The 26,784-nt window shown below is 43.9% G+C and carries 23 protein-coding genes and 2 tRNA genes; 7 read left to right on the top strand and 18 right to left on the bottom strand.

The window, feature by feature from the left end:
* Positions 1-105: 105 nt before the first annotated feature.
* Positions 106-190, top strand: a tRNA-Leu gene (locus DW183_RS09755).
* 315 nt (positions 191-505) lie between these two features.
* Positions 506-1,858, top strand: a complete 1,353-nt coding sequence (locus tag DW183_RS09750; RefSeq protein WP_118281801.1) for an MATE family efflux transporter — start codon at positions 506-508, stop codon at positions 1,856-1,858.
* 88 nt (positions 1,859-1,946) lie between these two features.
* On the opposite strand, the gene uxaC is transcribed toward DW183_RS09750, so the two are convergent.
* From uxaC to uxuA, 4 genes are all read right to left on the bottom strand, one after another.
* Entirely contained in the window at positions 1,947-3,341 is a 1,395-nt protein-coding gene (gene uxaC, locus DW183_RS09745; RefSeq protein WP_118281800.1) for a glucuronate isomerase, read from the bottom strand.
* Between the two features lie 100 nt (positions 3,342-3,441).
* Positions 3,442-4,074, bottom strand: coding sequence for a bifunctional 4-hydroxy-2-oxoglutarate aldolase/2-dehydro-3-deoxy-phosphogluconate aldolase (eda, locus tag DW183_RS09740; RefSeq protein ID WP_118281889.1), 633 nt, complete (start codon positions 4,072-4,074; stop codon positions 3,442-3,444).
* 91 nt (positions 4,075-4,165) lie between these two features.
* Positions 4,166-5,014 carry an SDR family oxidoreductase gene (locus DW183_RS09735; RefSeq protein WP_118281888.1) on the bottom strand — a complete coding sequence of 283 codons (849 nt, stop codon included), beginning with the start codon at positions 5,012-5,014 and terminating at the stop codon, positions 4,166-4,168.
* A gap of 34 nt (positions 5,015-5,048) precedes the next feature.
* Positions 5,049-6,104, bottom strand: coding sequence for a mannonate dehydratase (uxuA, locus tag DW183_RS09730; protein ID WP_118281799.1), 1,056 nt, complete (start codon positions 6,102-6,104; stop codon positions 5,049-5,051).
* A 205-nt stretch (positions 6,105-6,309) separates the two neighbouring features.
* Between uxuA and DW183_RS09725 the strand changes: the two genes are divergently transcribed.
* Entirely contained in the window at positions 6,310-7,239 is a 930-nt protein-coding gene (locus DW183_RS09725; protein ID WP_118281798.1) for a helix-turn-helix transcriptional regulator, read from the top strand.
* Positions 7,240-7,242: 3 nt separating this feature from the next.
* Here DW183_RS09725 and DW183_RS09720 read toward each other — a convergent pair whose 3' ends face one another.
* On the bottom strand, positions 7,243-8,061 hold the full coding sequence (locus tag DW183_RS09720; RefSeq protein ID WP_118281797.1) for a class I SAM-dependent methyltransferase: 819 nt from the start codon (positions 8,059-8,061) through the stop codon (positions 7,243-7,245).
* A 72-nt stretch (positions 8,062-8,133) separates the two neighbouring features.
* A complete protein-coding gene (locus DW183_RS09715; RefSeq protein WP_118281796.1) occupies positions 8,134-8,913 on the bottom strand; it encodes a class I SAM-dependent methyltransferase in 780 nt (259 codons plus the stop codon).
* A gap of 168 nt (positions 8,914-9,081) precedes the next feature.
* On the opposite strand from DW183_RS09715, the gene DW183_RS09710 reads away from it, so the two are divergent.
* Positions 9,082-11,037, top strand: coding sequence for a glycoside hydrolase family 31 protein (locus DW183_RS09710; RefSeq protein WP_118281795.1), 1,956 nt, complete (start codon positions 9,082-9,084; stop codon positions 11,035-11,037).
* 51 nt (positions 11,038-11,088) lie between these two features.
* Here the strand turns inward: DW183_RS09710 and DW183_RS12450 are convergent, their stop codons facing one another.
* From DW183_RS12450 to DW183_RS09685, 6 genes are read right to left on the bottom strand one after another with little or no spacing between them, the layout of a single operon-like run.
* Entirely contained in the window at positions 11,089-11,232 is a 144-nt protein-coding gene (locus DW183_RS12450) for a hypothetical protein (protein ID WP_158573067.1), read from the bottom strand.
* A 46-nt stretch (positions 11,233-11,278) separates the two neighbouring features.
* The gene (locus DW183_RS09705; protein ID WP_118281794.1) at positions 11,279-11,965 is read right to left on the bottom strand and encodes an MBL fold metallo-hydrolase; all 687 of its coding nucleotides are present in this window, start codon (positions 11,963-11,965) and stop codon (positions 11,279-11,281) included.
* Positions 11,966-11,976: 11 nt separating this feature from the next.
* The gene (locus DW183_RS09700; protein ID WP_118281793.1) at positions 11,977-13,224 is read right to left on the bottom strand and encodes a glycerate kinase type-2 family protein; all 1,248 of its coding nucleotides are present in this window, start codon (positions 13,222-13,224) and stop codon (positions 11,977-11,979) included.
* 14 nt (positions 13,225-13,238) lie between these two features.
* Entirely contained in the window at positions 13,239-14,141 is a 903-nt protein-coding gene (gene garR / locus DW183_RS09695; protein WP_334294461.1) for a 2-hydroxy-3-oxopropionate reductase, read from the bottom strand.
* Positions 14,142-14,147: 6 nt separating this feature from the next.
* Positions 14,148-15,653 (bottom strand): MFS transporter, encoded by a 1,506-nt coding sequence (locus DW183_RS09690; protein ID WP_118281791.1) that lies wholly within the window; start codon positions 15,651-15,653, stop codon positions 14,148-14,150.
* Positions 15,654-15,664: 11 nt separating this feature from the next.
* Positions 15,665-17,644 (bottom strand): alpha-amylase family protein, encoded by a 1,980-nt coding sequence (locus DW183_RS09685; protein ID WP_118281790.1) that lies wholly within the window; start codon positions 17,642-17,644, stop codon positions 15,665-15,667.
* 221 nt (positions 17,645-17,865) lie between these two features.
* Between DW183_RS09685 and DW183_RS09680 the strand changes: the two genes are divergently transcribed.
* Together DW183_RS09680 and DW183_RS09675 are read left to right on the top strand one after the other, a co-directional pair.
* A complete protein-coding gene (locus DW183_RS09680; RefSeq protein ID WP_118281789.1) occupies positions 17,866-18,981 on the top strand; it encodes a D-2-hydroxyacid dehydrogenase in 1,116 nt (371 codons plus the stop codon).
* A 20-nt stretch (positions 18,982-19,001) separates the two neighbouring features.
* Positions 19,002-20,249 carry a helix-turn-helix transcriptional regulator gene (locus DW183_RS09675; RefSeq protein ID WP_158573066.1) on the top strand — a complete coding sequence of 416 codons (1,248 nt, stop codon included), beginning with the start codon at positions 19,002-19,004 and terminating at the stop codon, positions 20,247-20,249.
* Positions 20,250-20,253: 4 nt separating this feature from the next.
* On the opposite strand, the gene DW183_RS09670 is transcribed toward DW183_RS09675, so the two are convergent.
* The 5 genes from DW183_RS09670 to DW183_RS09650 form a co-directional block, all read right to left on the bottom strand.
* Positions 20,254-22,755, bottom strand: a complete 2,502-nt coding sequence (locus DW183_RS09670; RefSeq protein WP_118281787.1) for a glycoside hydrolase family 2 TIM barrel-domain containing protein — start codon at positions 22,753-22,755, stop codon at positions 20,254-20,256.
* Positions 22,756-23,101: 346 nt separating this feature from the next.
* Positions 23,102-23,181, bottom strand: a tRNA-Leu gene (locus DW183_RS09665).
* Between the two features lie 71 nt (positions 23,182-23,252).
* Positions 23,253-24,038 (bottom strand): class B sortase, encoded by a 786-nt coding sequence (srtB, locus tag DW183_RS09660; RefSeq protein WP_118281786.1) that lies wholly within the window; start codon positions 24,036-24,038, stop codon positions 23,253-23,255.
* Positions 24,039-24,135: 97 nt separating this feature from the next.
* Entirely contained in the window at positions 24,136-24,495 is a 360-nt protein-coding gene (locus DW183_RS09655; protein ID WP_243069556.1) for a GNAT family N-acetyltransferase, read from the bottom strand.
* A 60-nt stretch (positions 24,496-24,555) separates the two neighbouring features.
* Positions 24,556-25,158, bottom strand: coding sequence for a Type 1 glutamine amidotransferase-like domain-containing protein (locus DW183_RS09650; protein WP_007888235.1), 603 nt, complete (start codon positions 25,156-25,158; stop codon positions 24,556-24,558).
* Between the two features lie 473 nt (positions 25,159-25,631).
* On the opposite strand from DW183_RS09650, the gene DW183_RS09645 reads away from it, so the two are divergent.
* Positions 25,632-25,955 carry a hypothetical protein gene (locus DW183_RS09645; protein WP_118281785.1) on the top strand — a complete coding sequence of 108 codons (324 nt, stop codon included), beginning with the start codon at positions 25,632-25,634 and terminating at the stop codon, positions 25,953-25,955.
* Here DW183_RS09645 and DW183_RS09640 read toward each other — a convergent pair.
* Complete coding sequence (locus DW183_RS09640; RefSeq protein WP_118281784.1) at positions 25,930-26,775, bottom strand: Mrp/NBP35 family ATP-binding protein; 846 nt, start codon at positions 26,773-26,775, stop codon at positions 25,930-25,932. The two genes, DW183_RS09645 and DW183_RS09640, sit on opposite strands and share 26 nt — an antisense overlap.
* Positions 26,776-26,784 lie beyond the last annotated feature (9 nt).

The raw sequence follows: 26,784 nt of genomic DNA, 5'->3' as shown, positions 1-26,784 counted from the left end.
AAATCATTTTCTTGGGATGGAATTTTTCCTCTAAATAAAATCGAAAAAGTCGTTGACATTTGGTGTCCGATTTGATATTATAATCAAGTCGTCGCGAGATGATATGCGGAAGTGTCGGAACTGGCAGACGAGCAAGACTAAGGATCTTGTGTTCATTGCGAACGTGTGGGTTCAAGTCCCATCTTCCGCATTTACTGATAGGAAACCTTTTGAAATAGGTTTCCTTTTTTGTTATCATAATGACTATATTCTCATTGTAAATCCTGGTATATGGAGGTAGCATATGGAAACCTGCAATCTAAAGGAATTTCAATCCAAATCGGAGCATATGCATCCTTATGCTATGTAAAAACGACCTTTTGCACATTTTACATATCCTGCTCTTTTCTCAGCAATTTTTGCGTTTTCTTCAACCTAACTTGTCATCCCCACAAAATCCCTTGACACAGGCTTTGTTTCCCCAATACAATAGCATAAGTTTCACAAAATACGAAGGAGTTTACCTATGTTACAAACCAAGATAAAAGACAACGAATTAGCGCAACAAATGTTGCATCTCGTTGTCCCTATCGCTATACAGCAATTTATGTTAGCACTCGTCAGTGCGACCGATGCCCTGATGCTGGGCTTTGTCGATCAGGCATCCCTGTCCGCAGTTTCCCTTGCCGGACAGATCCAGTTTGTCCTCAATCTCTTTATCGCAGGCATTGCTGCCGGATGCGGTATCATTATCGCGCAATACTGGGGAAAAAAAGACACCACCTCCATCGAAAAGGTCATGCCGGTAGCGCTCTATACCAACCTGATCTTCGGAGGGACTTTTACCGTACTGGCTTTGTGTATTCCAAGCCACCTCATGCAGATCTTTACCAACGATGCAACCCTGATTGCCAACGGCACCTCCTATTTAAGAGCCGTTGCATTTTCCTATGTCCTCTGTGGCATTTCGCAGATCTATTTGATCCTTTTAAAAAATACAGGGCATGCGGCGCTTAGCTCCAAGATCTCATCTACTGCCGTTGTGATCAATATCTGTCTCAATACCATCTTGATCTTTGGCTTTCTTGGTGCACCACGGCTGGGCATCGTCGGTGCCGCTTACGCCACGGTCACAGCCCGTGTTGTAGAACTGATTTGGGCTTATTTTACAGTACGGCGCAGTGGCGACGTTGCCATCCGCTGGGCTGGCATTTTGCATACTGACAGCACTTTGACCAAGGATTTCTGGCACTATACCACACCTGTCCTTGGTGCTTCCCTTGTCTGGGGCATCGCCTTTGTCCTCTACTCCGTCATCCTGGGACACATGGGCAGTAATGCAGTTGCCGCCAATTCCATTGCCAGTATCGTAAAAAGCATGGTGCAGTGCGTCATCCGTGGCGTGAGTGCCGGTGCCGGTATTCTGGTCGGGAATCTGCTGGGTGCCAACCAACTGGAAAAAGCCAAGAATTATGGCGGTCGGATCACGCATATCGCCATTGTTATCGGTATCGTAACCGGTACTCTCCTCATGATCCTGTCTCCATTTATATCGCGCATTGCCCCAATATCGGATACTGCCAGAGGCTATCTTCAATTTATGATGATCGTACTGGGCTTTAACCTCATGGGACAGTCCGTAAATACCACAGTACTGGACGGTATCTTTTGTGCCGGTGGAGATTCCAAATTCGATATGAAAGGTAACCTCGGTGCCATGTGGTGTTTCTCCGTTCCCCTCGGCTTTATTGCAGCCTTTGTCCTCCATGCTCCGGTATGGCTGGTCTACATCATTATCAGTCTGGATGAGATCGTCAAACTTCCGGCAGTCTATATCCATTACAAGAAATATGTCTGGGTACGAAATATCACCCGATAATTTGCCACTTTATGCGAGTGCGCATAAAAAGGTTTATAAACAAGCCAATAGGGACGCTCCTTATGGCAAAAGGAACGTCCCTATTGTACTAGATTTCAAAATAACGTTTTGCGTTGCGGTAAGAAATACCCTCTACGATCTTCTGTAAAGACTTGTCGTCTGCCGGGTACTCTCCGTTTTCTACCCAATTTCCGATCAGTTCGCACATAATGCGGCGGAAATACTCATGTCTTGTGTAAGACAGGAAACTTCTGGAATCTGTCAGCATACCGATAAAGTTGCCAAGGAGTCCTAAGTTCGCCAGCGAAGTCATCTGCTCCATCATGCCGGTCTTATTGTCATTGAACCACCATGCAGAACCATGCTGGATCTTGCCGACTGCCTCAGAAGACTGGAAGCATCCAATGATGGTTCCGATCGCTGCATTGTCGATCGGGTTCAAAGAGTAGATGATGGTCTTTGGCAGTTCATCCGTATATGCCAGGGCATTTAAGAAATCAGCCAGTTCGTTGATCGGTGCACTGGTAGAAATGCTGTCGATACCTGCATCCGGTCCCAAGGCTTCAAAAATCTTGCGGTTGTTGTCACGCTTTACGCCATAATGCAACTGCATTACCCAGTTCAGACGATGGTACTCTTTGCCAAGATGCATGAGCACGCCCATCTTGTACTTACCGATCTCCTCACGGCTCAACTCCTGTCCTGCCATCTTCTTTGCAAATACTGCCTCAACTTCGTCCTCGGTGACATCTGCATATGCAACATATTCCAGACCATGATCGCTGACACAGCAACCTGCTTCCTTGAAGTATTCCATTCTCTTGGTAAGCGCAGTCTTGACATCCGCAAAAGATGTGATCTTCATATCTGCTGCCTGTCCCAGTTTCTCCATATATGAAACGAAATCGTCTTTTTCAATATTGACAGCCTTATCCGGTCTCCAGGATGGAAGAACCTTTACGTTAAAGTTTTCATCCGCTGCAATCACCTTGTGCCAATACAGATCGTCGATCGGATCATCTGTGGTTCCGATCATTTCTACATTGGAATCCAAGATCAACTGTCTTGCAGACATGGTCTTTAACTTTTCATTACAGAGATTCCATACTTCCTCAGCAGTATCGCCATTTAAGGCACCTGTATATCCAAAGTATCTCTGCAACTCAAGATGTGACCAATGATAGAGTGGATTTCCGATAGCCATCTCAAGTGTCTCAGCCCACTTCTGGAACTTTTCGCGGTCAGAAGCATCGCCTGTGATGTAACGCTCCTCTACACCGTTAGAACGCATCTGGCGCCACTTATAGTGATCACCGCCCAGCCATACCTGTGTGATATTGTCAAAATGTGCATCCTCAGCGATCTCCTGCGGGCTCAAATGACAGTGGTAGTCAATGATCGGCATATTTTCTGCAAAATCATGGAACAAATGCTTTGCTGTATCGGTTGTCAAAAGGAAATCTTTATCCATAAATTTTTTCATAATTTTGTGTCCTTTCTGCTCTCGCACTTCTCTTTTATCACAAAATCGCCCACGGATCCTTGCAATCTGTGAACGATTTTGTATGAGTCTATATAATGAATTAAGCGTTCTTTACAAGGTCTACAGCGCTCTTTGTCATAGCCTTGATCTCGTCAAACTTACCAGCCTTAACAAGGTCGCCCTTAACCATCCAACTTCCGCCAGCTGCGATGATCTTTGGCTCAGCAAGATACTCTAAGATATTTGCTTCGCTTACGCCACCGGTAGGCATGAAACGCATCTGTGGGAAAGGAGCTGCCAGAGCCTTGATGGTCTTGAGTCCGCCAAACTGTGCTGCTGGGAAGAACTTTGCTACCGGAAGTCCATGGTTTACAACCATCATAAGTTCGGTTGGTGTGCATACACCTGGGAGAATCGGAATATTGTTCTCGCAGCAGTATGTTGTAACTTCTTCAGAATATCCCGGTGTTACGATGAACTTTGCACCACACTCGATTGCCTGCTTGCACTGCTCAACATTTACAACAGTGCCTGCACCTACGAGCATTTCCGGGAAAGCCTCGCTCATAGCCTTGATAGAATCAGCGGCAGCGGCTGTACGGAAAGTAACCTCAGCAACCGGAAGTCCACCATCAATCAAAGCCTGTCCCAAGGGAAGCGCATCCTTTGCGTCCTCAAGAACAACAACCGGAACGATCTTCAGTTCTTCAACTTTTTTTAATAATTCTTGCATTTCCATGATATATTACCTCTTTTCTATTCTATAACTCAATGTCATATCTCGTTCTCATTAAGGAAGTTCTATTCGCTAAGTTGCTTTCGGCCTATACCCCTGAGTAAGCAGAGAAACCACCATCAACAGGAAGAACAACACCTGTGATAAATCCGGCTGCATCGTTGTTCAGAAGGAATAAAAGGCTTCCAATTAACTCTTCTGATTCGCCGAAACGTCCCATTGGAGTAGCAGCAAGGATCTTGCCGGTACGAGGAGTTGGGGTTCCATCTTCGTTAAATAACAACTTAGCATTCTGCTTTGTTGAGAAGAATCCCGGTGCAATAGCGTTTACACGGATGCCAGCCTTTGAGAAGTGAACGGCAAGCCACTGTGTAAAGTTGCTGATTGCAGCCTTTGCTCCAGAATAGGCAGGAATTTTGGTGAGTGGAGTGAATGCATTCATTGAGGAAATATTTAAAATATTACATCCTTCTTTGTCTACCATATCCTGGGCAAAGATCTGTGTTGGAAGCAATGTTCCAATGAAATTTAGGTTAAATACAAACTCTACTCCGCTTGTATCCAAGTCGAAGAAAGAAATTGTATCAGCGTCGATATCACCATGCTCGAAGTATTCCTTGTCTGTAGTAGCACGTGGATTGTTTCCGCCTGCGCCGTTGATAAGGATATCGCATGTACCAAGATCAGCAACAACTGCTTCATGTGTTGCGATCAGGCTGTCTTTTTCCAAAACGTTTGTCTTGTATGCCTTTGCTACACCGCCTTCTGCTACGATTTCGTCAGCAACCTTCTGTGCAGCTTCTTCATTTAAATCAAGGACTGCAACCTTAGCACCAGCCTGTGCAAGTGCCTGCGCGAACATTCCGCAGAGCACACCGCCTGCTCCTGTTACAACTGCAACCTTTCCTGAAAGATCTGTGTTAAGTGGTAATTTCATCATTGTAAATTCCTCCTGTTATTTATTAAAACTATTAGTTGTTCTTATCCGCTTTTTCAACGGCTTCAAAAAGACCATTGATATAAGTTGCACCAAGTGCTCTGTCATAAAGACCGTAACCGGCACGACCTGTCTCGCCCCAGATCATTCTACCGTGGTCCGGACGAACATATCCTGTAAATCCGTTGTCATGCAGTGCCTTAACGATCGCATACATATCAAGGCTTCCGCAAGATGAAAGATGTGCTCTCTCCTCAAATCCGTTGTCAAGAACCTGTACGTTTCTAAGGTGTGCAAAGTGGATTCTTCCCATCTTTGCATACTTAGCAGCCATCTTTACAACATCATTTTTTGCAGAGCATCCCAAAGATCCGGTACAAAGTGTGATGCCGTTATGAGGATCGTCTACAAGGCTAAGGAAACGATCTAAGTTTTCCTCGCAAGTGATGATTCTTGGAAGTCCAAAGATGCTCCAGCATGGATCATCTTCATGGATAGCCATGTTTACGTCACATTCTGCTGCTACAGGAATGATCTTCTCAAGGAAGTACTGTAAGTTGTTCCAGAGATCATCTTCTGACAATTCCTGATACTGTGCTACGATGTCCTTTAACTCTTTTCTGGAGTAACTTGCATCCCATCCAGGAAGTGTCAGATCGCTGTCAGACTCGAGTGGATTTACCTGATCTACCTGCTCCTGATAATAAACAAGGGATGTAGATCCGTCTGGAAGCGGATGATCGAGTTGTGTTCTTGTCCAGTCAAATACCGGCATGAAGTTGTAGCATACGCACTTGATACCAGCCTCAGCAACACGGCGGATGTTCTCGCAGTAGTTCTCGATGTATTTGTCTCTTGAAGGCTTTCCTAACTTGATGTCTTCGTGAACCGGGATACTCTCGATCACTTCAAAGTGAAGACCAGCATCTTCTGTCTGCTTCTTTAACTTTGCGATTGACTCTCTGCTCCAAACTTCTCCAACAGGTACATCGTAAACAGCTGTTACGATAGAATCCATACCAGGAATCTGTCTAATCTGCTCCAATGTTACCTTGTCGTCTTCTCCATACCAACGGAATGATAATTTCATATAGACCCTCCTCATTTTTAAAAAATATTATGGGCTTTTTTGTTAGCCCTTATGTCTCATTTACTGTACCTATAATGTACAATCTTTCCCCTGACTTTGAAATCATAAAACTTGTTGTAAACATTGCAAAAGTTGTTGTTGCGGTGTAAAATCATAGGAGAAAAGATATTTGTACCGCGCAAATCACAGATAAAAGGAAAGAACCATGGCAAAACATTATCATTCACAATTCGACGAACGACAGGAAATGCAGACCTCGGATTTCGAGATCTTCTATTATGAAGACAAGGAAGCATCTGATGTATCCATGCATCGCCACGATTATTATGAGATATATTTCTTTTTGGAGGGAGATCTTTCCTATCAAATAGGAAAAAATATTTACCCCCTCCAATACGGTGATATCTGTCTGATTCCACCGGGCGTTTTTCATCGTCCGCAGTTTCACAGCAATGACAAGCCTTACCGCCGTATGGTGCTTTGGCTGTCGCCTGACTTTTTTGCACGATTGCAGGCACTACATCCGGATATTACCTACAGTTTCAATTATGGGAATCAGATCTCCTGCCATCATTTTTCCTGTGACTTTGCCAATGCACAGATTCTCTTTGACAAACTAATCGACATCATAGAAGAACGTCAGCGCGATGTTCCTTTTCACGAAGCTATGATTTCCTGCTACATCGCGTCCCTGCTGCTTAGCATCAACCGCATTGTCTATATGGGTGAGCGCCCAACGGCTACAAAAAGCGAACAGGGCAGTCTTTTTACCAGATTGTGCGAATATATCAATACACATCTGGATGAAGATTTGAGCCTGAATGCACTTTCGCGTGAATTTTATGTGAGCAAATATCATATTTCCCATGTATTCAAGGAAAATATGGGTATGTCTGTCCATCAGTACCTATTAAAAAAGAGACTCTATGCATGCAAGAACAATATCCTTGCCGGAGAGCCTCTGCGTGAAGTTGCCATGACTTATGGCTTCAAAGATTATACGAACTTTTTTAGAGCATTTAAGAAAGAATTTGGCATCGGACCAAAGGAATATAAAGACTCCTTCGGCATTGTCGCCCAGCCACACAAGGAAGCGACCGATACGATCGAACATGCGGTGTTTGATGAGATTTAGGTCTTATTTTCTCGCTACGATGCCAAACATGGCATCCGGGATATGAAACTCGTCCATTTCTGCATAGATGCGTTTTCCAACGGTCTGATCTATAGCCACATAAGAAAAACCTATCTTGCGCAACACTTCTTCATCCCAGGATGGACGAGACAGTGCGCTGATGGAAAGCATATGATAGATATCGTGACACTCCTCTTTCAGCGAATCCGTCATCATATTATGTGCCTTATTCTCCGGCAGAGACAGGTTATGCGCCCCCTTGGCATATTCCGCGTCAAAATTCAGAAGAATACCGCCCTTTTTCAAAAGGGCATACCACTTTCCATAAGCCTCGATCGGATGTGGCAGTGTCCAGGTCAGATTTCTGGTGATGATCACATCAAAACTTTCCTTCGCAAAGTCGGGATTTTCTGCGTCCATGGTAAGTGCCTTTACCCGTTTTGCATCCAATCCATATTCTGCAATCATGCCATTGGCTTTTGCAACCATCTCCTCTGTCAGATCAATCCCTGTGACCTCAAATCCCTGTTGTCCTAAAAGCACCTCAAAAAAGCCACTTCCACAGCCGACATCCAATACTTTTATCAGTGAAGTATCTTTATCAGCCACAGCCTCTGCCTCTGCCATCTCATCAGCATCTTCCATGGCGGCATCTGTGATCTTAGTCAGTATCTCTGTCAACCAGCGATCTGCCTTGTTGCTCTTCATCTCGTGCTTGCGAAGTTTGGCAAAGGAATCCGCACGTTTACTCCAATAGCCCTTTACCCGGTCTTTCACTTCTTCCGGTTGTTCTTCAAATGCAATTTTTTTTAACTCGCCCATATGAATTCTTGTCGCTTTCTACCCCTTCTATTATAGCGGGTGCATCCCGCATATTTCTCATAGTTCTGATGCCTATTTTTCAGCCCGCACCATAAAAATCGGCGTCGCCGCATAGTTGATCTGTTCCACTTCGGATAGGAGCATGCTGCCGATATCCTGCCTGCTGCTCACGCTCTGCACACCCGCTTCTTTTAAAACAGCCTCATCCCATGTCGGACGCTGCACCGGGGAAAGTGGCATCTGATAAGCGATCCGTTCCATGGCATCAATGTCCGTCCCCACATAGTGATCCTCCACGCCCAGTTCCTGTGTATTCTTACGGTCTTCCTCATAGGCTTGCCGCTTCTTTTCATCAAAAAGATAGCCATACCAGTTGGCATCAAAATTCAAAAGCAGGCCTCCCTTTTTTAAGACACGACACCACTCCTTATAAGCAACTGCCGGTTCCTGCAGATTCCATGTCAGATTCCGGGAGACCACCACATCAAAGGATGTATCCGCAAAGGTCAGCGCCTGGGCATCCATCTGTAGGAAACGTATCTTATCCTGCACACCGCAAGTCGCCGCATTGTCCTTTGCCTCTTTTAACATCACCTGTGTGTAGTCAATGGCTGTCACCGCATAGCCACACTCCGCCAGAATGGCAGAAAAAAATCCGGGTCCGCACCCAATATCCAGAATATGGATATCGGATGGCTGGTGTCCCGGATAAGTCTTTTCTATTTCTTTTACCAAAAACTGCTTCCAATTCGTATGCTGTACGCCTGTCAGTTCTTCCTGATTGACCTTAGAATATCCGTCAGCGCGTCGGGTCCAATAGTCTTCGGTAGCCTTTAATAGGTTTTTATCCATATTATTTATCCTCACCGACTACTAATTTACCACAGATGAGGCGGTTTCTACAAGACTTAAATTCTTTCCCATTTCCACGAAAAATTGTATAAAAGCGCAGGATTTTGTAAGACAGCCTCCCATGCATTTGTTAGAATATAGGCAAAAGAATACAAGGAGGTTTTTACTATGATCCAAAAATATATCTATGGCGATCCGATCGAAACGGATGCCGTCATAAAAGAGATCCCGACAAGCGAGGGGCATCCTTCTTATGGCACGATCTCAACCCAGGATGGCTTTTCCTTTACCTACATCATGCAGCCGGAGGATATCGTCTATGGGCTGGGCGAGTCCAACCGCGGCATCAACAAGCGAGGCTTCCTTTATGTCAGCAACTGCACAGACGAGCCCAACCATACGGAGGACAAGCAGTCCCTTTACGGCGCCCATAACTTTATCATTGTTGACGGAATCAATCACAGTTTTGGTCTTTTTGTTGACTACCCGACCAATCTAACTTTTGACATTGGCTACACCAGATCCGATACCCTCACCATTTCCTGCCAGGATGCTGACCTGAATCTCTATGTCATTGACGGCACGGATGCCTATGATATCACAAGACAGTTCCGTCATATCATTGGCCGCTCTTACATCCCGCCACGCTTTGCTTTCGGCTTCGGGCAGAGCCGCTGGGGTTACGAAAAGCCGGAGGATTTCCGCAAGGTCGTTTCCGAACACCGCAAGGCTCATGTGCCACTTGACATGGTCTATATGGACATTGATTACATGGACGGCTACAAGGATTTTACGGTAAATACAGAGGCTTTTCCTGACTTTAAGGGATTTGTTGACGAAATGAAGGAAGACCACATCCATTTAGTACCTATCATTGATGCCGGAGTTAAGATCGAAGAAGGCTATGATGCATATGAAGAAGGCCTTGCCGGTGATTATTTCTGTAAAAAAGAAGATGGTTCTAATTTTGAGGCGGCGGTCTGGCCGGGACTGACGCATTTCCCGGATGTCTTAAATCCTGCTGCAAGAGCGTGGTTCGGTCAAAAATATGATAGCCTCTTATCGCAGGGAATTGACGCTTTCTGGAATGACATGAACGAACCGGCAATCTTTTATACACCGGAAGGAATGGCAGAAAAGCAAAAGATAACCAAAGAATTGCTCTCCGGCGACTCCAAGTATCCGCCAGTGGCAATTTTCTATCTCATGTCCGGAAATGATATTTCTTCGGACTATGCCCGTATGTATCACAAGATTGACGGCAAATTAGTCTGCCACAACAAAGTACACAATCTGTTTGGTTACAACATGACAAGAGCCGCATCCGAAGCCTTTGCTAAACTTGTTCCTGATCGACGCATCCTATTATTTTCGCGGTCTTCTTATATCGGTATGCACCGTTATGGCGGCATTTGGACCGGCGACAACAAGTCCTGGTGGAGTCACATTCTGCTCTGCCTGAAAATGCTGCCGGGGCTGAATATGTGCGGTTTCCTTTACGTTGGCTGTGACTTAGGTGGTTTCGGAGAAAATACCACAAGAGATCTGCTCCTGCGTTTCTTAGCGCTTGGCGTCTTCACACCGCTCATGCGCAACCATTCTGCAACCAGAACGCGCGAACAGGAATTTTATCAGTTTGAAGATCCTCAGGACTTTGCAGCAGTCATCGGTGTTCGCTACCGTCTGCTTCCTTATCTCTACAGCGAGTATATGAAAGCTGCACTTGGCGATGACCTTTATTTCAAGCCGCTGGCATTCACTTATTCGGATGATGCCGTAGCAAGACAGATCGAAGATCAGCTTATGCTTGGAAACGAGATTATGATCGCTCCGGTTTACACCCAGAACGCTGCCGGTCGTCCGGTCTATCTGCCGGAAGAAATGATTTTTGTCAAATTCCTTGCAGATGGCACTATTTTACAAGAAAAGTGGGAAAAGGGCTGGCATTTTGCAGAAGTTGCCTTGAATGAAGTTCCGCTTTTTATCCGCAAAGATCACAAGATCCCGGTGGTCGATGTGGCAGAATATGTAGATGCCATCGATATGACAACACTGCAATATATCGGATATACAGATGCCGATTACGAACTTTACACCGATGATGGTATCACACCAATCGCATAAAAAAGAATGTGCCTTGGCACCATATAGGACAGCGTTTTTGCGCTGTCCTTTTTAATACGCATTTTTCAACATTTCCACATCATATCCGGTTTCCCAGAATGTCTGAAACTGATTCAACTGCATAATGTCCGGCTGATGAAGAACATACTGGGTCTGAAGGTGAGGACTTTTTTTCTGATATTCCTTCGGGGTCATGTGCATCATTTTCTGAAAAACCCGGTAAATTTTGTTTGCATTTCTTCTATGCTTTTATATCTATCTGCCTTCCATCTGCATAACGCAGCGTAACCGCTGGATATTCATCACTGTTTTCATGTAATAAATCCAACATGCCATCATGCCCCGGATAAATATATCTGGCATTCTCCTTGATCCGTTGTATGGATCTCCTGCTTTGCTCCAAATTCTGGCTCATCAAGGGAATATTCTTCCATAATTCATAGCGGTTTTTCATGGCATCCGAGCATAAAATCGTCTCCGCTCCACAGCGCAGACCGATAAGCCCCGGTGTGTGTCCCGGCAATTCCATGACAGACACCTCCTCTGAGATGATATCTCCTTCTTTTACAAAACGCAGATTTCCTCTTTTCTCCAAATACGCCAGCGTCTGGATGCTATGCCACTCATCCGGCGTTTGATTTGCACTCTCCCACTCGATCTTATTAAGCAGAATTTCTGCATCGGAAAACAGCGGTAGGTTCCCAACATGATCAAAATGCAGATGACTGATGACCACATGCGTGATATCTTCCGGCTTCATCCCTGCCTTTTCCAATGCTTCTTTTAATTGCAAAGCGCATCCTTTTGATCCGCAGTCATACAGTATGTTTTTCTCGTCATCACACGCTATCAGAACAACCGTACTGTAACCGACAATTCCATATTCGGTCATAAAAGGCTTACCTTCCAATAAGGGCTTTACTTTCATCTTGTCACCCCCTATCCGATCAAAGCAACCCAGAAGTCATTGACATTCGTTCCGGTAGGTCCTGTCATTACCAAACCGTCAATGGCCTGTAGTCCGTGATAGCAATCATTATCCTGTAAAATCTTTTCGTAAGACAATCCTGCGTTCTTTAAGGCTTCATAAGAATCTCCATCCACATAGCCGCCTGCTGCATCTGTCGGACCATCCGTTCCGTCGGAGCCTACAGAAAAGATTGCCATATTCTGCTGTCCGGCGATAACTTTCATCGCTGAAAAAGCAAGTTCCTGATTCCGCCCACCTTTTCCTTTGCCACGCAAATGTACGACAGTCTCTCCTCCGGCAATCAGTGCCATCTTTTTCTTCCCCGCATCGTCATGTTCCCTCAGACACAGCTGCGCCAGATTCCAGCCAACCTCTCTTGCCTCTGCCGTCACATCTTCCGCTAAGATTCTCGGCTCATACCCCAGTTCTTTACAGGCTTTGTATGCCGCCTTGCACAATTGTCGTACACTGCCAATAATCTGCGTATGGACATTATGCAGTTCTTTGGGGGTTTCATCCGCCAGACACTTTTCTGCCGCCGCGCTCAGTCGTAATTTGTATTTTTTTGCAATTTTTCCTGCATCCTCACAGGTAGACGCATCCGGATATGCAGGTCCGGACGCGATCATATCCATAGGATCTCCCACAATATCTGACAAAACGACGGCTTCTACCATTGCCGGCATACACGCCAACGCAAATCTGCCACCTTTTACCTCCGAAAGACGTTTTCGAATGGTATTCATCTCTACGATGTCAGCCCCACTGGCAAGCAACTGCTCTGTGATATCCGATAATTCTTTCTTTGAGATTCTGGGTTTTTCAAACAGGGCGCTGCCACCGCCTGAAACCAGAAATAATACCATGTCTTCCTCTGTCAGATCCTTTACCATGGAAAGAACCTCTTGCGTTCCTTTAAAACTATTTTCATCCGGTACCGGATGTCCTGCCTCCACACAGTGGATACGTGGTAACTGCCCCATAACATGATGATATTTTGTTATAACAATACCCTTTTCATACTTGATTCCATTTTCCTGCAAATAGGAAACCGCAGCATTCGCCATCTGCCATCCTGCTTTCCCGATCGCCACAATATAAACATGCTCTGAGAACACAATGTTACTCAGAGCACGTCTTACTGCCGCATCAGGTTGAACGGATGCTATCGCCACATCTATGATCTGTTCTGCATCCTTTCTTAACTCCTGATTCATTCTTTCTATCTCCTCTATCTACCAATCTGAATGTCTGTCAGATATTCGTAATACTGCGCAATTGCGCTATGATCCTTTTGTCCGCCCTCATGATTGTGCATCCACTGCATAATTTCCTGCACTTCGGCCGTCATTGGTACCGGTGCACCCACGGTATGCGCACAGTCCAGTGCATTGTTGAGATCCTTGATATGCAGATCGATCTTAAATCCCGGTTTATCATTTCCGGCAATCATCATAGGCGCTTTTGCATCCATGACGGTTGAACCAGCCAAACCACCACGAATTGCCTGAAAAACAAGTTCCGGATCAACCCCTGCCTTTTGTGCCAGTGTAAGAGCCTCTGACAGTGCCTGTATGTTGCAGGCAACAATAATCTGGTTTGCCAATTTGGTGGTATTTCCGGCACCAACCTCTCCACATCTTACCACGGATGATCCCATGGTTTCAAGCAGCGGACGATAAGTCTCCACCAGTTCTTCTTTTCCGCCAACCATAAAACTCAGACTTCCGTCGATTGCCTTTGGTTCACCACCGGAAACCGGTGCGTCTAACATATCAATATTCTTTTTCGCCAACACTGCTGCAATTTCTTTGCTTGCAACCGGATTGATAGAACTCATGTCAATAAACATACTACCTTCCTGCATATAAGCAGCAACACCATTCTCTCCCAGCATAACTTCTTTCACTTGCGGAGAGTTTGGCAGCATGGTCATGACAACATCACACTGTCTGCCGATTTCCTCATAAGTAGCAGATTTTGCACCACAGGCTTCCATTTCATCCAAGACATCCTGATGTCTGCCGTTCACTAAGACATCCGTATATCCACCCTTGATGATATTTTTCACCATTGGTTTTCCCATAATTCCAAGACCAATAAATCCTATTTTCATTTCATTCACCTCAAGCACTTCTATTTATTTTCTCTTTTGCTTCTTCATTTCAGCAATGTTCTCCTGAATCTCAGCCATGCGGTCATAATCCAATTCATAGAACTTCATGGCAATGATATTACACAGCCATCCGAGAATTGGAAACCCATACGTTAGAATAACCGTTACCCAGAAGATTGGCCAGGTTGCCGCATCTCCCATCTGCGGCATTACCGTCTTATATCCGATTGCTGCAACCGCAACTGCTGCAATCGTAGAGCCAAAGGAGGCAATTACTTTTTCTGTCAGAGAATAAACCGCACCAACGGTTCCCGGCATATAGTTTCCGGAACGCTCCAATTCATAGTCAATAACGTCTGCTCGCATCATTCCTTCAGCAACATTTAGGATCATCTTGGATGCATTAACACCCATGGTAAATACCACATAGACCATCATGACTACGCCACCTTTTCCGATCTGCGCCATACCTGTTGGTCCAAGGTATAACAAAAAGGCAAAGATTGCTATATTGATAAAGATATTAACAGCAGACCATACCTTAGTTGCAACCTTTACTCCTTTCTTGGCAATATAAACACCACCCAGAAATACAAAGACAAAACTAATAATCGTACCCGCATTCGTAATCATTGTCGCCGCCTTATAGTTGGCAATCAAAATACCATTTAACATGGTAAGCACAATCGTCTGGGTTGCGCTGTTAGATGCAATTTTATCTGTAATACCTGTAACCAGATAACAACGCATAGGAACATTTTCCTTAAAAATATTTACGATTTCCTTAATACCTACCTTAGTCTGCTTGCCACCCATGGCAACCATTTCTCCCAGAATTTCCGGTGTGTCAATTCTATGCAGACCAATGAAGGAAAACATTACGAAGATAAAAGCCGTAATGATAAAGATAACACATGCCTCACTCAGACTCTCTACATTATATTGGTTGTCATACTTTGGCAAAACTGCAAATGCCAGAATGGTATTGACAAGGATTGGTCCAATGTACTGATAAACCGTGGTAACAAAGGTAACAAATGGACGCTGCTTTGGATCGTTAGTCAGCGCAGAACTGATCGTGGAAGCCCCACCAATAGACATGATCGTGTAGCCAACAACAAACAAAGCATAAACCAGACAAAACACAACAATTCCTGCAACGCCACTAAATTTTCCTGCCAGAATACGGAACATCAAAAGTGCCGCAATAGAACAGGTCGCCCAGCCAATCAACAGAAAGAGTCGAATCTTTCCAATATGTTTAAACACCGGCAGACGGTCATAAATCACAGCGACAATAGGATCTGTCACACCGTCAAAAATTGTCTTGGCCTGAATGATAATACCGGTTACCGTAACCGCAATACCAAATCCGGCATTCATTGCATAAGAGGCATACATCATAAGGACATAAAATGCCATTTTTGCGGCACTGGTTCCTCCTGCAAATATCATTTCCCATGGTTTTGCCGTACGATATTTGGGATCGTTACTACCAAACATTCCAGCAAATATTTTCTTTAAATTCATAAAAACCTCCTTTAATAAATACGAATTGCCTCATATCCATGCAAGCAATCCAGTTTTATCCCCTTATCTGTCCGTATTACATGACCGCCATTTAAGGCATCCATGTTTTTATCCGCACCGCATGCTATCTCAATAAAAATATCGCGGATTGGTAAAGGCTCACAATAAGTATAATTAGCAAAAGCCCCCGATAAATTGATAAGATGTATCACCTTTCCGGCTTCGCCTTCGGTCACTGCCAACTCACACATAGGTGTCAATGTCGGAGCGATGCTCTTGACACCTGCAAGACTGCAAACAATATCTTTTAAGAAATCATAAGAATTGTCATAGCCAAATTCGTAATAAAAAGCAGCTATGCGAAATGGAATATATAGACTTTTCCCGCTTCCATAGTCCCTCTCATACACTCCTGCTATCTCGGTTTTCTCCGTGGAATAACAGATCTCTGGTGGTCCAAACGGCTGATCGGAAATCATACGCAGGTATGTTTTTGCCTCTTTTCTACGTGTGCCTGTCACAACCAAATCTCCTGGCACAATGCAATCCACGCCCGATTCCTTACAGGACACCCACGCTTCTTTCTCTGCATCTGAAAATTGAAAAATTGCTGAGCGCACCTGCTTTTTTTCTGTAATTTCATCCATACCCAGACACTGTAATCCCATATGTTTTCTTGGTTGCCGTCTCTCATCACTCATAGATGAGCATCCATCTGCGATCAATGTTCCACCCTTTTCCACAAAAGAATCCAGCATCTCGCACTGTGTATCTGACATCGTCTCAACATCTGCCAGAATAACCGCATCATATCTCTTTAACAAAGGCGCAGATACTTCCCCAATCTTTTGTTCATCAAACGGAATGTGCAACTGCGTCAATACCTGTACCCAGCCATCTGCCTCCGGATCATTTCTTCCCATCAGAGGCTTTTCTATCAGAAGCACACGCGCTGCTGATTGCTGCCCCCGAAAAAGATCTTCATGTTGTGCAAAAAAATCGAACGCTTTTTTTGAGGCTATTATTCCTGACTGATCTGCACTTTTTCCCAAGGTTCCAAGCAAATAAAGGCTGGTACTTCCTGCATATGCCAGATTCTGCCATTGTCGTATTTCCAGAATCCCTCTGGATATGCTGCTGTGGCGATATCGAAAAGCCATATAAACAGCGGATGCATCATCCACAACCTTGTCATGTAAAGGTCCTGCTATTCTTCTCGCATTGACCGATGCATCATAAACCCATGCGTGATGGTTGACATCCTGATTGCACTCTGTCCGAAAATAATCAAACCCATTTATGGCATTATTCTCATTGATTCCCTTCACGACTTCGTACATCCTCTGTTTTTGTTTTTTGCTACATGCACCAATAAAGGCCATATAGCGTCCAAAAGCCGGATCTTTGGGATTCAGGCTATCCGGTATCTCCATTCCGGTGTGTTCTTGAAACAATCGTCTGCAATTCTTGCAATGACATGGCTCATGAACCTGTAATTCATAGTCCACAACAAAGGTAGAACTCATATTGCAAAACAAACCATCAAAGTCATATTTTGAAAAAAGTTCTCGCAGAATATCATATACATACCTCTGTTGGTAATCTCCATTGATACAAGTCTGCACATAGCCATTATAAATCAGCGGCTGTCCCGAACTCTGGCGATATGCCCACTCCGGATGTTCCTCATACAAGGTTTCATGCACTTTTGAAAAATCACAGCGGGCAATCACCCGGATACCGGCCTTATGACATTCACGAAGTATATCAGCCAAAGTATCTCCTGTCAGATAATCACTCTGCTTCTGTTGCGTAACTTCCGTCGGATAACTTGCAATAATACCAGCAGCATTTAGTGTCACAACCGTTGCATGATATCGTTTCAACTCATCTACATAAGATTTTGCATCCATATCTGCCATATCAATCTCACGTAAATTGGTCTGCACCATACGCCATGGAAAAGTTTCCCACCATCTGGTGTCGCTCATGTTCCTTCACCTCCTCCTTTGAAGTTGCCCTCATTATAAAAACGTGTTATGATCTTGTATATATCTGTTTTCTGTTTTTTATATCTGTTTTCTCTCTTTCTATATTTTGTATCGTTTCTGGATATATTTTAACTATTTTAAGTATAAACAAATCTCAGGTGGCTTGTATAATAAAGTCACATCCATTCCAAAACGTTTGTAACTGAAAGGAGATTAAACTAATGAATGAGATCAGAAAAGTAGTATCTACATTGTGGTACGACAAAGATAACTACCACACCTTGCGTAATGTATTTCCAAACGCAGAATTTATATATGTAGACTTTTATGACAAAGAAAAATTGGAGAAGGAAGCAAAAGACGCAGACGTTGCTCTTGTACTGGGCGATGTCCCGGATTGCCTGCTAGGAGAAAACTCTCTAAAATGGATTGCCTGCGACCATGCCGGACTTAATGGTTCTGCACGCCCGGAGGTTTTTGCCAAAAACATCTTCGTGACAGGTGCTGCCGGAAGAAGTGCCCCTGTTCTGGCAGAACACTGCATCTATTTTATGCTGCAATCCTGCTATCACACCAAAGAACTTTTGGCTGCCCAGGAAAAAGGTCAATGGGGTGTTGACGGGTCGAACAACTGGCGTGGACTTTACGGAAGAAAAGTTGCTATACTGGGAATGGGTAATAACGGCCGTATGCTTGCTGACCGCCTGCAAGCCTTTGGCATGGAAATCTATGCCTATGACAAATATCCAATCAAAGATTATGATTACATTCCTCACAAATACTGCGGTCTGAATGGCGACACCTTAGATCCTATTTTAGCCGAATGTGACTTCATCGTTCTGACACTGGCTCTAACCGATGAAACTTATCATATGTTTGATACTGAAGCATTCCGTAAAATGAAGTCCAATGCCGTCCTCATCAATATGGCACGTGGTGGCATCGTGGATACTGCTGCCCTGACACAGGCTCTAGAAGACGGAGCGATTGGCGGTGCCGGGCTCGATGTAATAGAAGAAGAACCATTCCCATCCGACCACCCTCTTTGGAGAATGCCAAATGTCTATATCACACCACATATGACGCCTCAGGTTCCCAACCGCGCTGGCCGAAGCATTGAGATCATCCGAGAAAACGCACGTCGCTTTGTAGCAGGAGAACCAATGTTAAATCTCTTAAAACCAACCGATACCTTCCAAAGCGGAAATGGCAATAGCGGCTGGGCAAGACTAACACAATCCAACCTATCCAAAGAAGAGATTGCCAAAATTCCTCTGGAAAAATTCTTAGGAAAACGTGGTTGGACAGATCCTAGTGAATGGAATTATCTCGATTAAAAGAAAGGAATACATCATCCATGGAAGAATTGAATTCATTGACAAAACCTACTTTGACCGATGTGGATATTCAAAACCGCCTCTCACTGCTGTTGGACTTTCTCCAATGTAATGAAGTCTTGTATCTTTGGCAGTATGATGCCGAAGGGAATTGTCTTTGGACCAATTCTTCTCTTCCTATTTATGATACCATGCTCCGCCATGCCAAAAACTTCGATGAAATCATCACTTTTGGTCAGGAGCATGATACCCCGCTTATGGTCACATCAATCACCGGTATGATGTGGTCTGTCGTCTACCAAAAGGATATCGCTCATCAACTAAGCCGCATTCATATCATTGGTCCGGTCTTTACAGCCATGCTCTCCGACGATACGATTGCCCTATTGCAAAAGCGCCCCGATATACGAGAACACTGGAAGGTCAAATTATACGATTATCTGCGTCAGGTTCCTGTTGTTACAACAACAAATTTTATCAAATACACACTTATGCTTCACTTTAGCATAAACAACGAACATTTGAAGCCATCCGACATCACCTATGCCGACTTTAACTATGATTCTTTTGCAGATAGATCGACGAAATCGGTAGATTATGCTTCCTATTGGGCTAGAGAAAATGTCATGCTCGACATCATACGAACGGGCGATATCTATCGCAAATCATCACTTGGTCCGGCGTCTGCACACCTTAGCAATATGCAGCCACAAAATATCCAGGAGTTGGAACGTACCCGTCAATACACCATCATATTTATCGGTCTGTGTATCCGCGCTGCGATTGATGGTGGTGTGTCTCCTGATACGGCATTTTCCCGCGGCAATATTTATTTAAACAACCTATCTCATGCCAAATCCTATGGTGATATCACAGCGTCTGCCCAGTTGGCCTTTGATGATTTTCTTTTTCTGGTTCATAATCATCTGCATCTAAATCATTATTCTGAAAATATCGCAGCCTGCATCGACTACATCGAACTGCACACAGATGATGACCTGAATATTCCTCTGTTGGCTGAAAAAATCGGTTATAGCGATTACTATCTGTCAAAAAAATTCAAAAAAGAAGTAGGTGTCAGTATCAACGCCTACATCAAAAAAGCTCGGGTGCAAAAAGCCGCCTATTTACTTGTTTCCACCAAAATGAGTATTCAGGAGATTTCTGATCTGCTCCACTTTGGCAATCGTAATTTCTTTTGTCGTGCCTTTAAGGAAGAAATGCACACAACACCAGCGGCTTTCCGCACCAGCCATCAAAAACATTAAACATTTATCCTACGATCACGTGGCTCTCTGCAAGACCTAAACCTTCTGCCTCTACATGTACACCTGCCTCTCCGGCTTCTGTACCGGCACGAAGGATGACCTGCCATCTGCCCTCAAAGGATGTAAATTCCCCCTTGGTGTAATTTTCCTCTGTCTGGCCTCTGCCTGTTCCAAAGCCCGCCAGACTTGCAGCACCTTCTACTGAAACCTTTGCTAGCGTATCCTCAGCTGTCGGTACCCAGTTGCCTTCTGCATCTACGATTTCGACGATGCCATAAGCAAGACTTTCTCCATCTGCAGCAATCTGATTCTTTTCCATAGTGATCTTAAGTCCAACCGGCTCTCCCACCGTTTTTACTTCATCACGGGATACTTCCTGTCCATCCTGATAACTGATCGCTGTCAGAGTACCTGCCTCATATGCCACTTCAAATTCTGCCTTGAAATGGCATTCTGCCCCCGTTGGTTTTTTGCCAAGGGACTTGCCATTTAACAAAAGTTCTACTTCCTCAGCACGGCTATAAACTTCTACACTTACCGCTGTCCCTTTTTCGCAATTCCAAGACCAATGGTTGCCGCCTTCTGCCCAACCATAACGACCGATCAAGGCAATCTTTCCATTGTTTTTCGGATCTTTTGCAAAAATATAAGTATCGTTTGCACCCCAGATGATCTGATGATATCTTCCCTGGGCTCTGACATTTCCGCAAAGGTCAAAGTCTCCTGCCTGTGCCAGACGCCAAGGATAAGCTGCGTAGTTTAACATGCGAGACATCTGTGGCACTTCTTCTTCGCTACAATAAATGCTCTTTCCAATACCTGCTTCTCCAATGTAATCCATGCTTGTCCAGAGGAAATCTCCGATCACATACGGAAGGTGCTCTACATCTGACCAATAATCTTCAAATTGCCCCGGCTTGCTCTCTGTACAAAGAATCACACGATCCGGGAAAAGTTCATGGCTAGTCTCATAATGATAGTTCAGATAATTGTAACCGACCACATCCCAATCTTTAACAAATGGGGCGGTATATTCCATCCAGATCTTCTTGCCGTAGGAATTATCCATATTTATGACAGAACCACCTTGCGGCATCTCTTTGCGGAAAGTCTGCCAAAAAGCTGCATTATCCTCATTATCCAAGCCCTTAAAGAAAGAACAAAGTGCGCCGCTGACCAGTCTTGTGCTGTCCATATTTCGCACTGTTTTTGCCAGCATAGCAGAAACCTCATATCCAGCAGCCATACCGCCCTGTTCGGTCAACTCATTACCAATGGACCAGAAGAAAATAGACGGATGATTGCGGTCGCGTCTTACCATAGCCTCGATTTCTTTGATACCATCCTCTGCAAACTGATGACTGAAATCGAAACTATTCTTAGGCAGATTCCAAACATCAAAAGCTTCATCAAAGACAATCATTCCCAGTTCATCACAGATATCTAAGATCTGCTCTGATTGCGGATTGTGCGCCAGACGAAGAGCATTGTATCCATTATCCTTATGCAGTTTTACCTTGCGGTACTCGGCATCGTAAAAACTTGCCACACCCAGAATTCCATTGTCATGATGGATACATCCACCTTTCAACTTGATGGATTTTCCATTTAAAAGGAGTCCATTTTTAGCATCTGCTGTGATGGTACGAACACCAAACCTTGTCGTAATCTCATCCTCGTAATCGGTCTGTGCCATCAAATCCTGGCGGTTGTCCAGAGACATATGAACATTACCAGTTGATGTAAGACTCAACTGTGCCTTCACTTCGTAAAGATAAGGATTCTCGGTATCCCAAAGTTCTGCATTTTCAATAACAAAAGCCTGTGGAACTACTTGACTTGTTCCTGCCGGAAGGCTGATCTTCTGATAGCGCACAGCCACTTCCTCGCCTGTGTCCTTTTTTGCAACGCTGAGTTTTAAGAATCCTTCTGCATCGCCGCTTGCCTTTGCCAAATCATTGACCACAGTAATTTCCGCCTTGCAAAAAGCATCCCCATTTGTAATATGATCAGTATATACAAAGATTCCGTCATGTGCTATATGAAATGCCGGTGCGCTTAAGAGGTTGACACCGCGATACAAACCGGCGCCGGAATACCAACGACCGTTTGGATCATCATCGGTATGAACGATTACCTGAATCTCGTTGTCTCCTACCTTCAAAAACTTGCGGATATCCATGGTAAATGGCGTATAACCATAGGCATGACTGCCGACCGGATTGCCATTGATGAGAACTCTTGTCTTTCCAAAACATCCTTCAAAATGTAAAAGCATGGTATCCGTCATTTCTTCTTCTGTCAGCGTAATGGTCTTTAAGTAAGTTCCCGCACTTCCCTTATAGAATCCGCTCTCAGCCTTACCCGGAGCATCCGGCGTTACATCTGTTTCCACCATGAAATCATGTGGTAGATTGACTTTCTTCGTCTGCTGCGGCATCATAGGGATACTTGACTTTTCCCCTGCCATAAACACCCAGCCACGATTCAAACTTGTTTTTTTCATACCAACCTCCTATGCTATACATTATAATCTTACTTGTATGATTACATTTTTATATATGTTATCATAGCCGGCTTTGCAGATTTCTTTAATACAAAAATTCGTTTTTTTATGTATAAATTAGTAAGAAAGAATGTGCCTTTTTTATAATACAGTTCATCAAAAATTCTGCTTTTGTTTTCTTGGAATAAAAGCATAGATTTTCGAATGATAAATTGAATCTATAGAAATATGAACCTCGCTCATATAAAGATCACACCAGAAACAAATATGCTTTGCTAGATTATAACATCTGGCAAAGCATATTTGTAAGAACTTTTTTCAATTGTGACACGTTCCGTTATGATAGTACGGGCAACAGGACTTGAACCTGCACGGTCTCCCACTAGAACCTAAATCTAGCGCGTCTGCCAATTTCGCCATGCCCGCACGTATAACTGCGTTTCACAGTTACTTAGAAAGATTACCACATTACCAATCGATTTTCAAGTCTAGCTTTCCTAACGATAGGATGTCGTATCAATCAATTTTCCAACGACCAGAAAACGCCGGTCACTCTGACTGCCAATGCAGGTAGAAAGAACCAGAAGTTTGTCATCTGCCGTTACTTCCACACCTTTTCTGACATGGGTAATACTTCGCCCTTCTTCTGCACATGATTTCAGTGAATCGAGAAACTGCTGTACACCATCTGTTGATTTCAAATCAAACATTGCCGGAATATAATTATCATTGTAATTGTAGACGCCAAAAATCTGATAGGTATAAAGCGCCTCCGGGGTCTCAAATGTCATAGTCTCATTCTTCTCAAAAAAATCAGCATCATCAAACAAATGCAAGGATCCAAACATCGTATCCGCGCGCATATCATGCCCATATAGAATCGTAATGGCATCCGACATGTCCTTGCTGTTGCAGGCATTGCTGTAAATGGCTCCCGCCGTAGTCTCGACGTGGTTCATGTCATGACTCAGATAATAATTATCTTCTTCTGTCTGCAAGACCGGATAATCCACAATGGTATTCGCCACGTTGATCCAGCCGTACACGTCCGCATTTTGCTCCTGCAAAGATGCAAAATCATGGATAGGCGATGCCTCCGCTACCGGTTCTTCCGTCTTTTCCTGCTTTTGCCGCATCTTGGCATATTCCGCCTCTGCAAAATCATTTTGATGCTGCTGATAAATATATATCCCCAGACAAAGGGCTGCCGCCAGTACGATCACCGCACTGATCAGGCGAAGTAGTCGCTCATGCTTGTCCTGATCTCTTTTGTTCCTTTTCATCCTATCTGCTCTCCTATAACACTAACTATCTACTATTATGATGGTAAGAGGCAGATTTTGCAAGTAAAGACCGAGGCACGTCCAAATGGGACACTCCTTATGGCAAAAGGAACGTCCCTAATGTCCTCTTCGGATATATCCGTTCCAATTCAAACCATATCTTCTTACCAATACCATTGCTCTGAACTCCGTTCTTTACAAAAAGCAGGTCAAAATGGTTATGCTGTGTACTCTCATTGATAATAACAACTGCACCGCCCACCATTTCTCCATCGACAACAGCTTTATAGACAGCAGAACCCTCCGCATTCACCGACTGGTCAATGTCCTTTTCAGGCAGAATAACAGCATCTGTTTTCCCGAAAACATCTTCAAAACCTTTCTGAAATGCCTCCTGCATATCAGACTTGTATTGCGTTAATTCTTTTGGTTCTATACAAACTAATTGGAAGGTCATTTTATATCTATCTCCTCAAAAATACCGATTTTCTTAATTCTACAAACTGGAATTTTCAAATTAGTCTTTGCAAATAACCTTTGAATCTTCACCATCAATTACAATTCCCTGACGGTTGTTAATTGGGCATAGATTCAAATCCGAAAACTCAGTCATTATTTTCTCGGTAACTTTCTTAAATGGTGCTGTAAGATAATGCGGAAGAACATAGAAATCAATCAAATCAATCCCTGCATCATCTTCTTGTGAGTAGTCCTCCGGCTTTTCATCCATTTGCTCGATATATTGGATGCTTGGAGCGCATATAATTGCGCCTGCCGACTCGCCGATCATCAATTTTCCATTTGCCAATTCCTTTTTCAGCAGTCCATCAGTTCCCGTTTTACGGAGCTGGTCCATAAGAAAGAAAGAATTTCCGCCGGTAAAATATATCACATCTGCTTCTTCAAAAACAGACTGTATCGTTGAATAAGCCTCCGTTGAAATATCAATTTCAGTTACGATCGCTCCCAACTTTTTGAATAATTTTCGAGCCGAGCCGACATAACCGGTGTAGCCTTCACGCAGTGAAGCTGTTGGAATAAATGCGACTTTCTTATTTTCAATTTCTTCCTTTATCAGACTTCCTACACTTGAAAAGTGCGAACATAAAAATAATTTCATCAATATTCTCCTTTATAAATTTCGATTTGTATAACAGCAGTCTAACACACGTTGTTTAAAAATACTACAGCCAAGCCAATGTCTGTAATTTGCCCTAAAATTTCATTTTATGGAATTTGGACTACTTGACTTTCTAATTACATACGCAATTCGTGAAATGTATAATTATACTGTTGATACATCAGACACACAAATGTAAATAGGGACTAGAAAAATAAGATTTCTCTTATCTACGATGATGTTGGCAATTTTCAACATCACATTCGTTTCTTTCTTCTCCATGTCCACCTCTCCTCAGCATGTTTTTCTACGATAGTTTCTATTGCCTATGCAATCTCCTGCAAGTTTCCTTTGATCTCCATCGGCTTGTGATGTGGAGCATCTGCGATACCCTTTACACTGCCGTCCTCGGCGATCTCAACCTTTCCACAGAACACCATCAGGCGGAGAACATTGTTGATCTGAGTACAAATATGTTCTTAAAATTTATTACCTTTATCGAAGACCAGCATTTTTCGCCCAACAATGTATCCAGCCATCTCTTTTCCACCCTCATGCCTATGCTGACGGAAGATATCCAGTCCAACTTAGAGGGCAGTCTGGCTGTTTTTGAAGAAAAAAACGGTGCACTTCCCGTGCACCGTTACGTGATTTCTAATTATTGCGCTGGTGGAATCATCCAACTTTCCAAATCCTGGTTCCTACATCCGGAGACCATGAGCAAGGAAGATCTCTTTGCCCAGTATCATACTATGATCTCCTTGTTCTTTGCTACAATTTCTCCAGAACTGTCTTAGCCTCTGTAAGATAGTCATTCTCCACTGCAAAGATCTGACCTGCGTCTGCTGCCTTGGCAAATTTCTGATCCATCGGAAGTTTGCCGAGGACGGAAATGCCTAATTCTTTTGCCACATCTTCAATGTGACTGTCACCATAAATATGGATCTCCTCGTCACAATTCGGACATTTCACATAAGAATAGTTTTCTACCACACCAAGTACCGGAACGTCCATCATTCCTGCCATGTTATAAGCTTTCTTTACGATCATCTGTACCAATTCCTGTGGAGATGTCACAATCACAATACCATCTACCGGAAGTGACTGGAATACCGTAAGTGGAACATCACCTGTTCCAGGTGGCATATCAACAAACAAATAATCCACATCGCCCCACTGGACATCTGTCCAGAACTGCTTGACTGCTCCTGCAATGACAGGTCCACGCCAGATGACCGGCTGTTCCTCGTCCTCTAAGAGTAAGTTGATGGACATGATCTTGGTGCCATCTTCTGCCTCGATCGGGAAAGTACCATTGTCATCCCCGACTGCCGGACCATGCACACCAAACATTTTTGGAATGGACGGACCTGTAATATCGGCATCCAGAATACCTACCTTATAACCAGCCTTTGCCATCATGGAAGCCACGGATGAAGTCACAAAGGACTTACCTACGCCGCCCTTACCACTGACAATACCGATCACATGCTTGATATGTGCATTTGGATTTGTTTCTACCTCAAATGGATTTTTTTTGTTTGCTGATGCACAACCTGCACAACTTTCTTTTGAACAAGTAGATGCGCTGGCGCACCCTTTCTTTTCTTCTGCCATAATACTAAT

It is taken from the genome of Roseburia sp. AM16-25, from assembly GCF_003473825.1.
Lineage (GTDB): Bacteria > Bacillota > Clostridia > Lachnospirales > Lachnospiraceae > Pararoseburia > Pararoseburia lenta.
The sequence above is the reverse complement of the archived record's forward strand: the minus strand, read 5'-3'. Positions and strand labels throughout refer to the sequence as shown.

Bases quoted from the DNA above. Each gene is read 5' to 3' on its own strand.
- DW183_RS09690 (WP_118281791.1), bottom strand. From the start codon at position 15,653: ATGAATTTAAAGAAAATATTTGCTGGAATGTTTGGTAGTAACGATCCC.
- DW183_RS09670 (WP_118281787.1), bottom strand. From the start codon at position 22,755: ATGAAAAAAACAAGTTTGAATCGTGGCTGGGTGTTTATGGCAGGGGAA.
- DW183_RS09680 (WP_118281789.1), top strand. From the start codon at position 17,866: ATGAATGAGATCAGAAAAGTAGTATCTACATTGTGGTACGACAAAGAT.
- DW183_RS09750 (WP_118281801.1), top strand. From the start codon at position 506: ATGTTACAAACCAAGATAAAAGACAACGAATTAGCGCAACAAATGTTG.
- DW183_RS09710 (WP_118281795.1), top strand. From the start codon at position 9,082: ATGATCCAAAAATATATCTATGGCGATCCGATCGAAACGGATGCCGTC.
- uxuA (WP_118281799.1), bottom strand. From the start codon at position 6,104: ATGAAATTATCATTCCGTTGGTATGGAGAAGACGACAAGGTAACATTG.
- srtB (WP_118281786.1), bottom strand. From the start codon at position 24,038: ATGAAAAGGAACAAAAGAGATCAGGACAAGCATGAGCGACTACTTCGC.
- DW183_RS12450 (WP_158573067.1), bottom strand. From the start codon at position 11,232: ATGACCCCGAAGGAATATCAGAAAAAAAGTCCTCACCTTCAGACCCAG.
- DW183_RS09640 (WP_118281784.1), bottom strand. From the start codon at position 26,775: ATGGCAGAAGAAAAGAAAGGGTGCGCCAGCGCATCTACTTGTTCAAAA.
- DW183_RS09685 (WP_118281790.1), bottom strand. From the start codon at position 17,644: ATGAGCGACACCAGATGGTGGGAAACTTTTCCATGGCGTATGGTGCAG.
- eda (WP_118281889.1), bottom strand. From the start codon at position 4,074: ATGCAAGAATTATTAAAAAAAGTTGAAGAACTGAAGATCGTTCCGGTT.
- DW183_RS09655 (WP_243069556.1), bottom strand. From the start codon at position 24,495: ATGACCTTCCAATTAGTTTGTATAGAACCAAAAGAATTAACGCAATAC.
- DW183_RS09650 (WP_007888235.1), bottom strand. From the start codon at position 25,158: ATGAAATTATTTTTATGTTCGCACTTTTCAAGTGTAGGAAGTCTGATA.
- DW183_RS09720 (WP_118281797.1), bottom strand. From the start codon at position 8,061: ATGGGCGAGTTAAAAAAAATTGCATTTGAAGAACAACCGGAAGAAGTG.
- DW183_RS09675 (WP_158573066.1), top strand. From the start codon at position 19,002: ATGGAAGAATTGAATTCATTGACAAAACCTACTTTGACCGATGTGGAT.
- DW183_RS09700 (WP_118281793.1), bottom strand. From the start codon at position 13,224: ATGAATCAGGAGTTAAGAAAGGATGCAGAACAGATCATAGATGTGGCG.
- DW183_RS09725 (WP_118281798.1), top strand. From the start codon at position 6,310: ATGGCAAAACATTATCATTCACAATTCGACGAACGACAGGAAATGCAG.
- DW183_RS09705 (WP_118281794.1), bottom strand. From the start codon at position 11,965: ATGAAAGTAAAGCCCTTATTGGAAGGTAAGCCTTTTATGACCGAATAT.
- DW183_RS09645 (WP_118281785.1), top strand. From the start codon at position 25,632: ATGTTCTTAAAATTTATTACCTTTATCGAAGACCAGCATTTTTCGCCC.
- uxaC (WP_118281800.1), bottom strand. From the start codon at position 3,341: ATGAAAAAATTTATGGATAAAGATTTCCTTTTGACAACCGATACAGCA.
- DW183_RS09735 (WP_118281888.1), bottom strand. From the start codon at position 5,014: ATGAAATTACCACTTAACACAGATCTTTCAGGAAAGGTTGCAGTTGTA.
- DW183_RS09715 (WP_118281796.1), bottom strand. From the start codon at position 8,913: ATGGATAAAAACCTATTAAAGGCTACCGAAGACTATTGGACCCGACGC.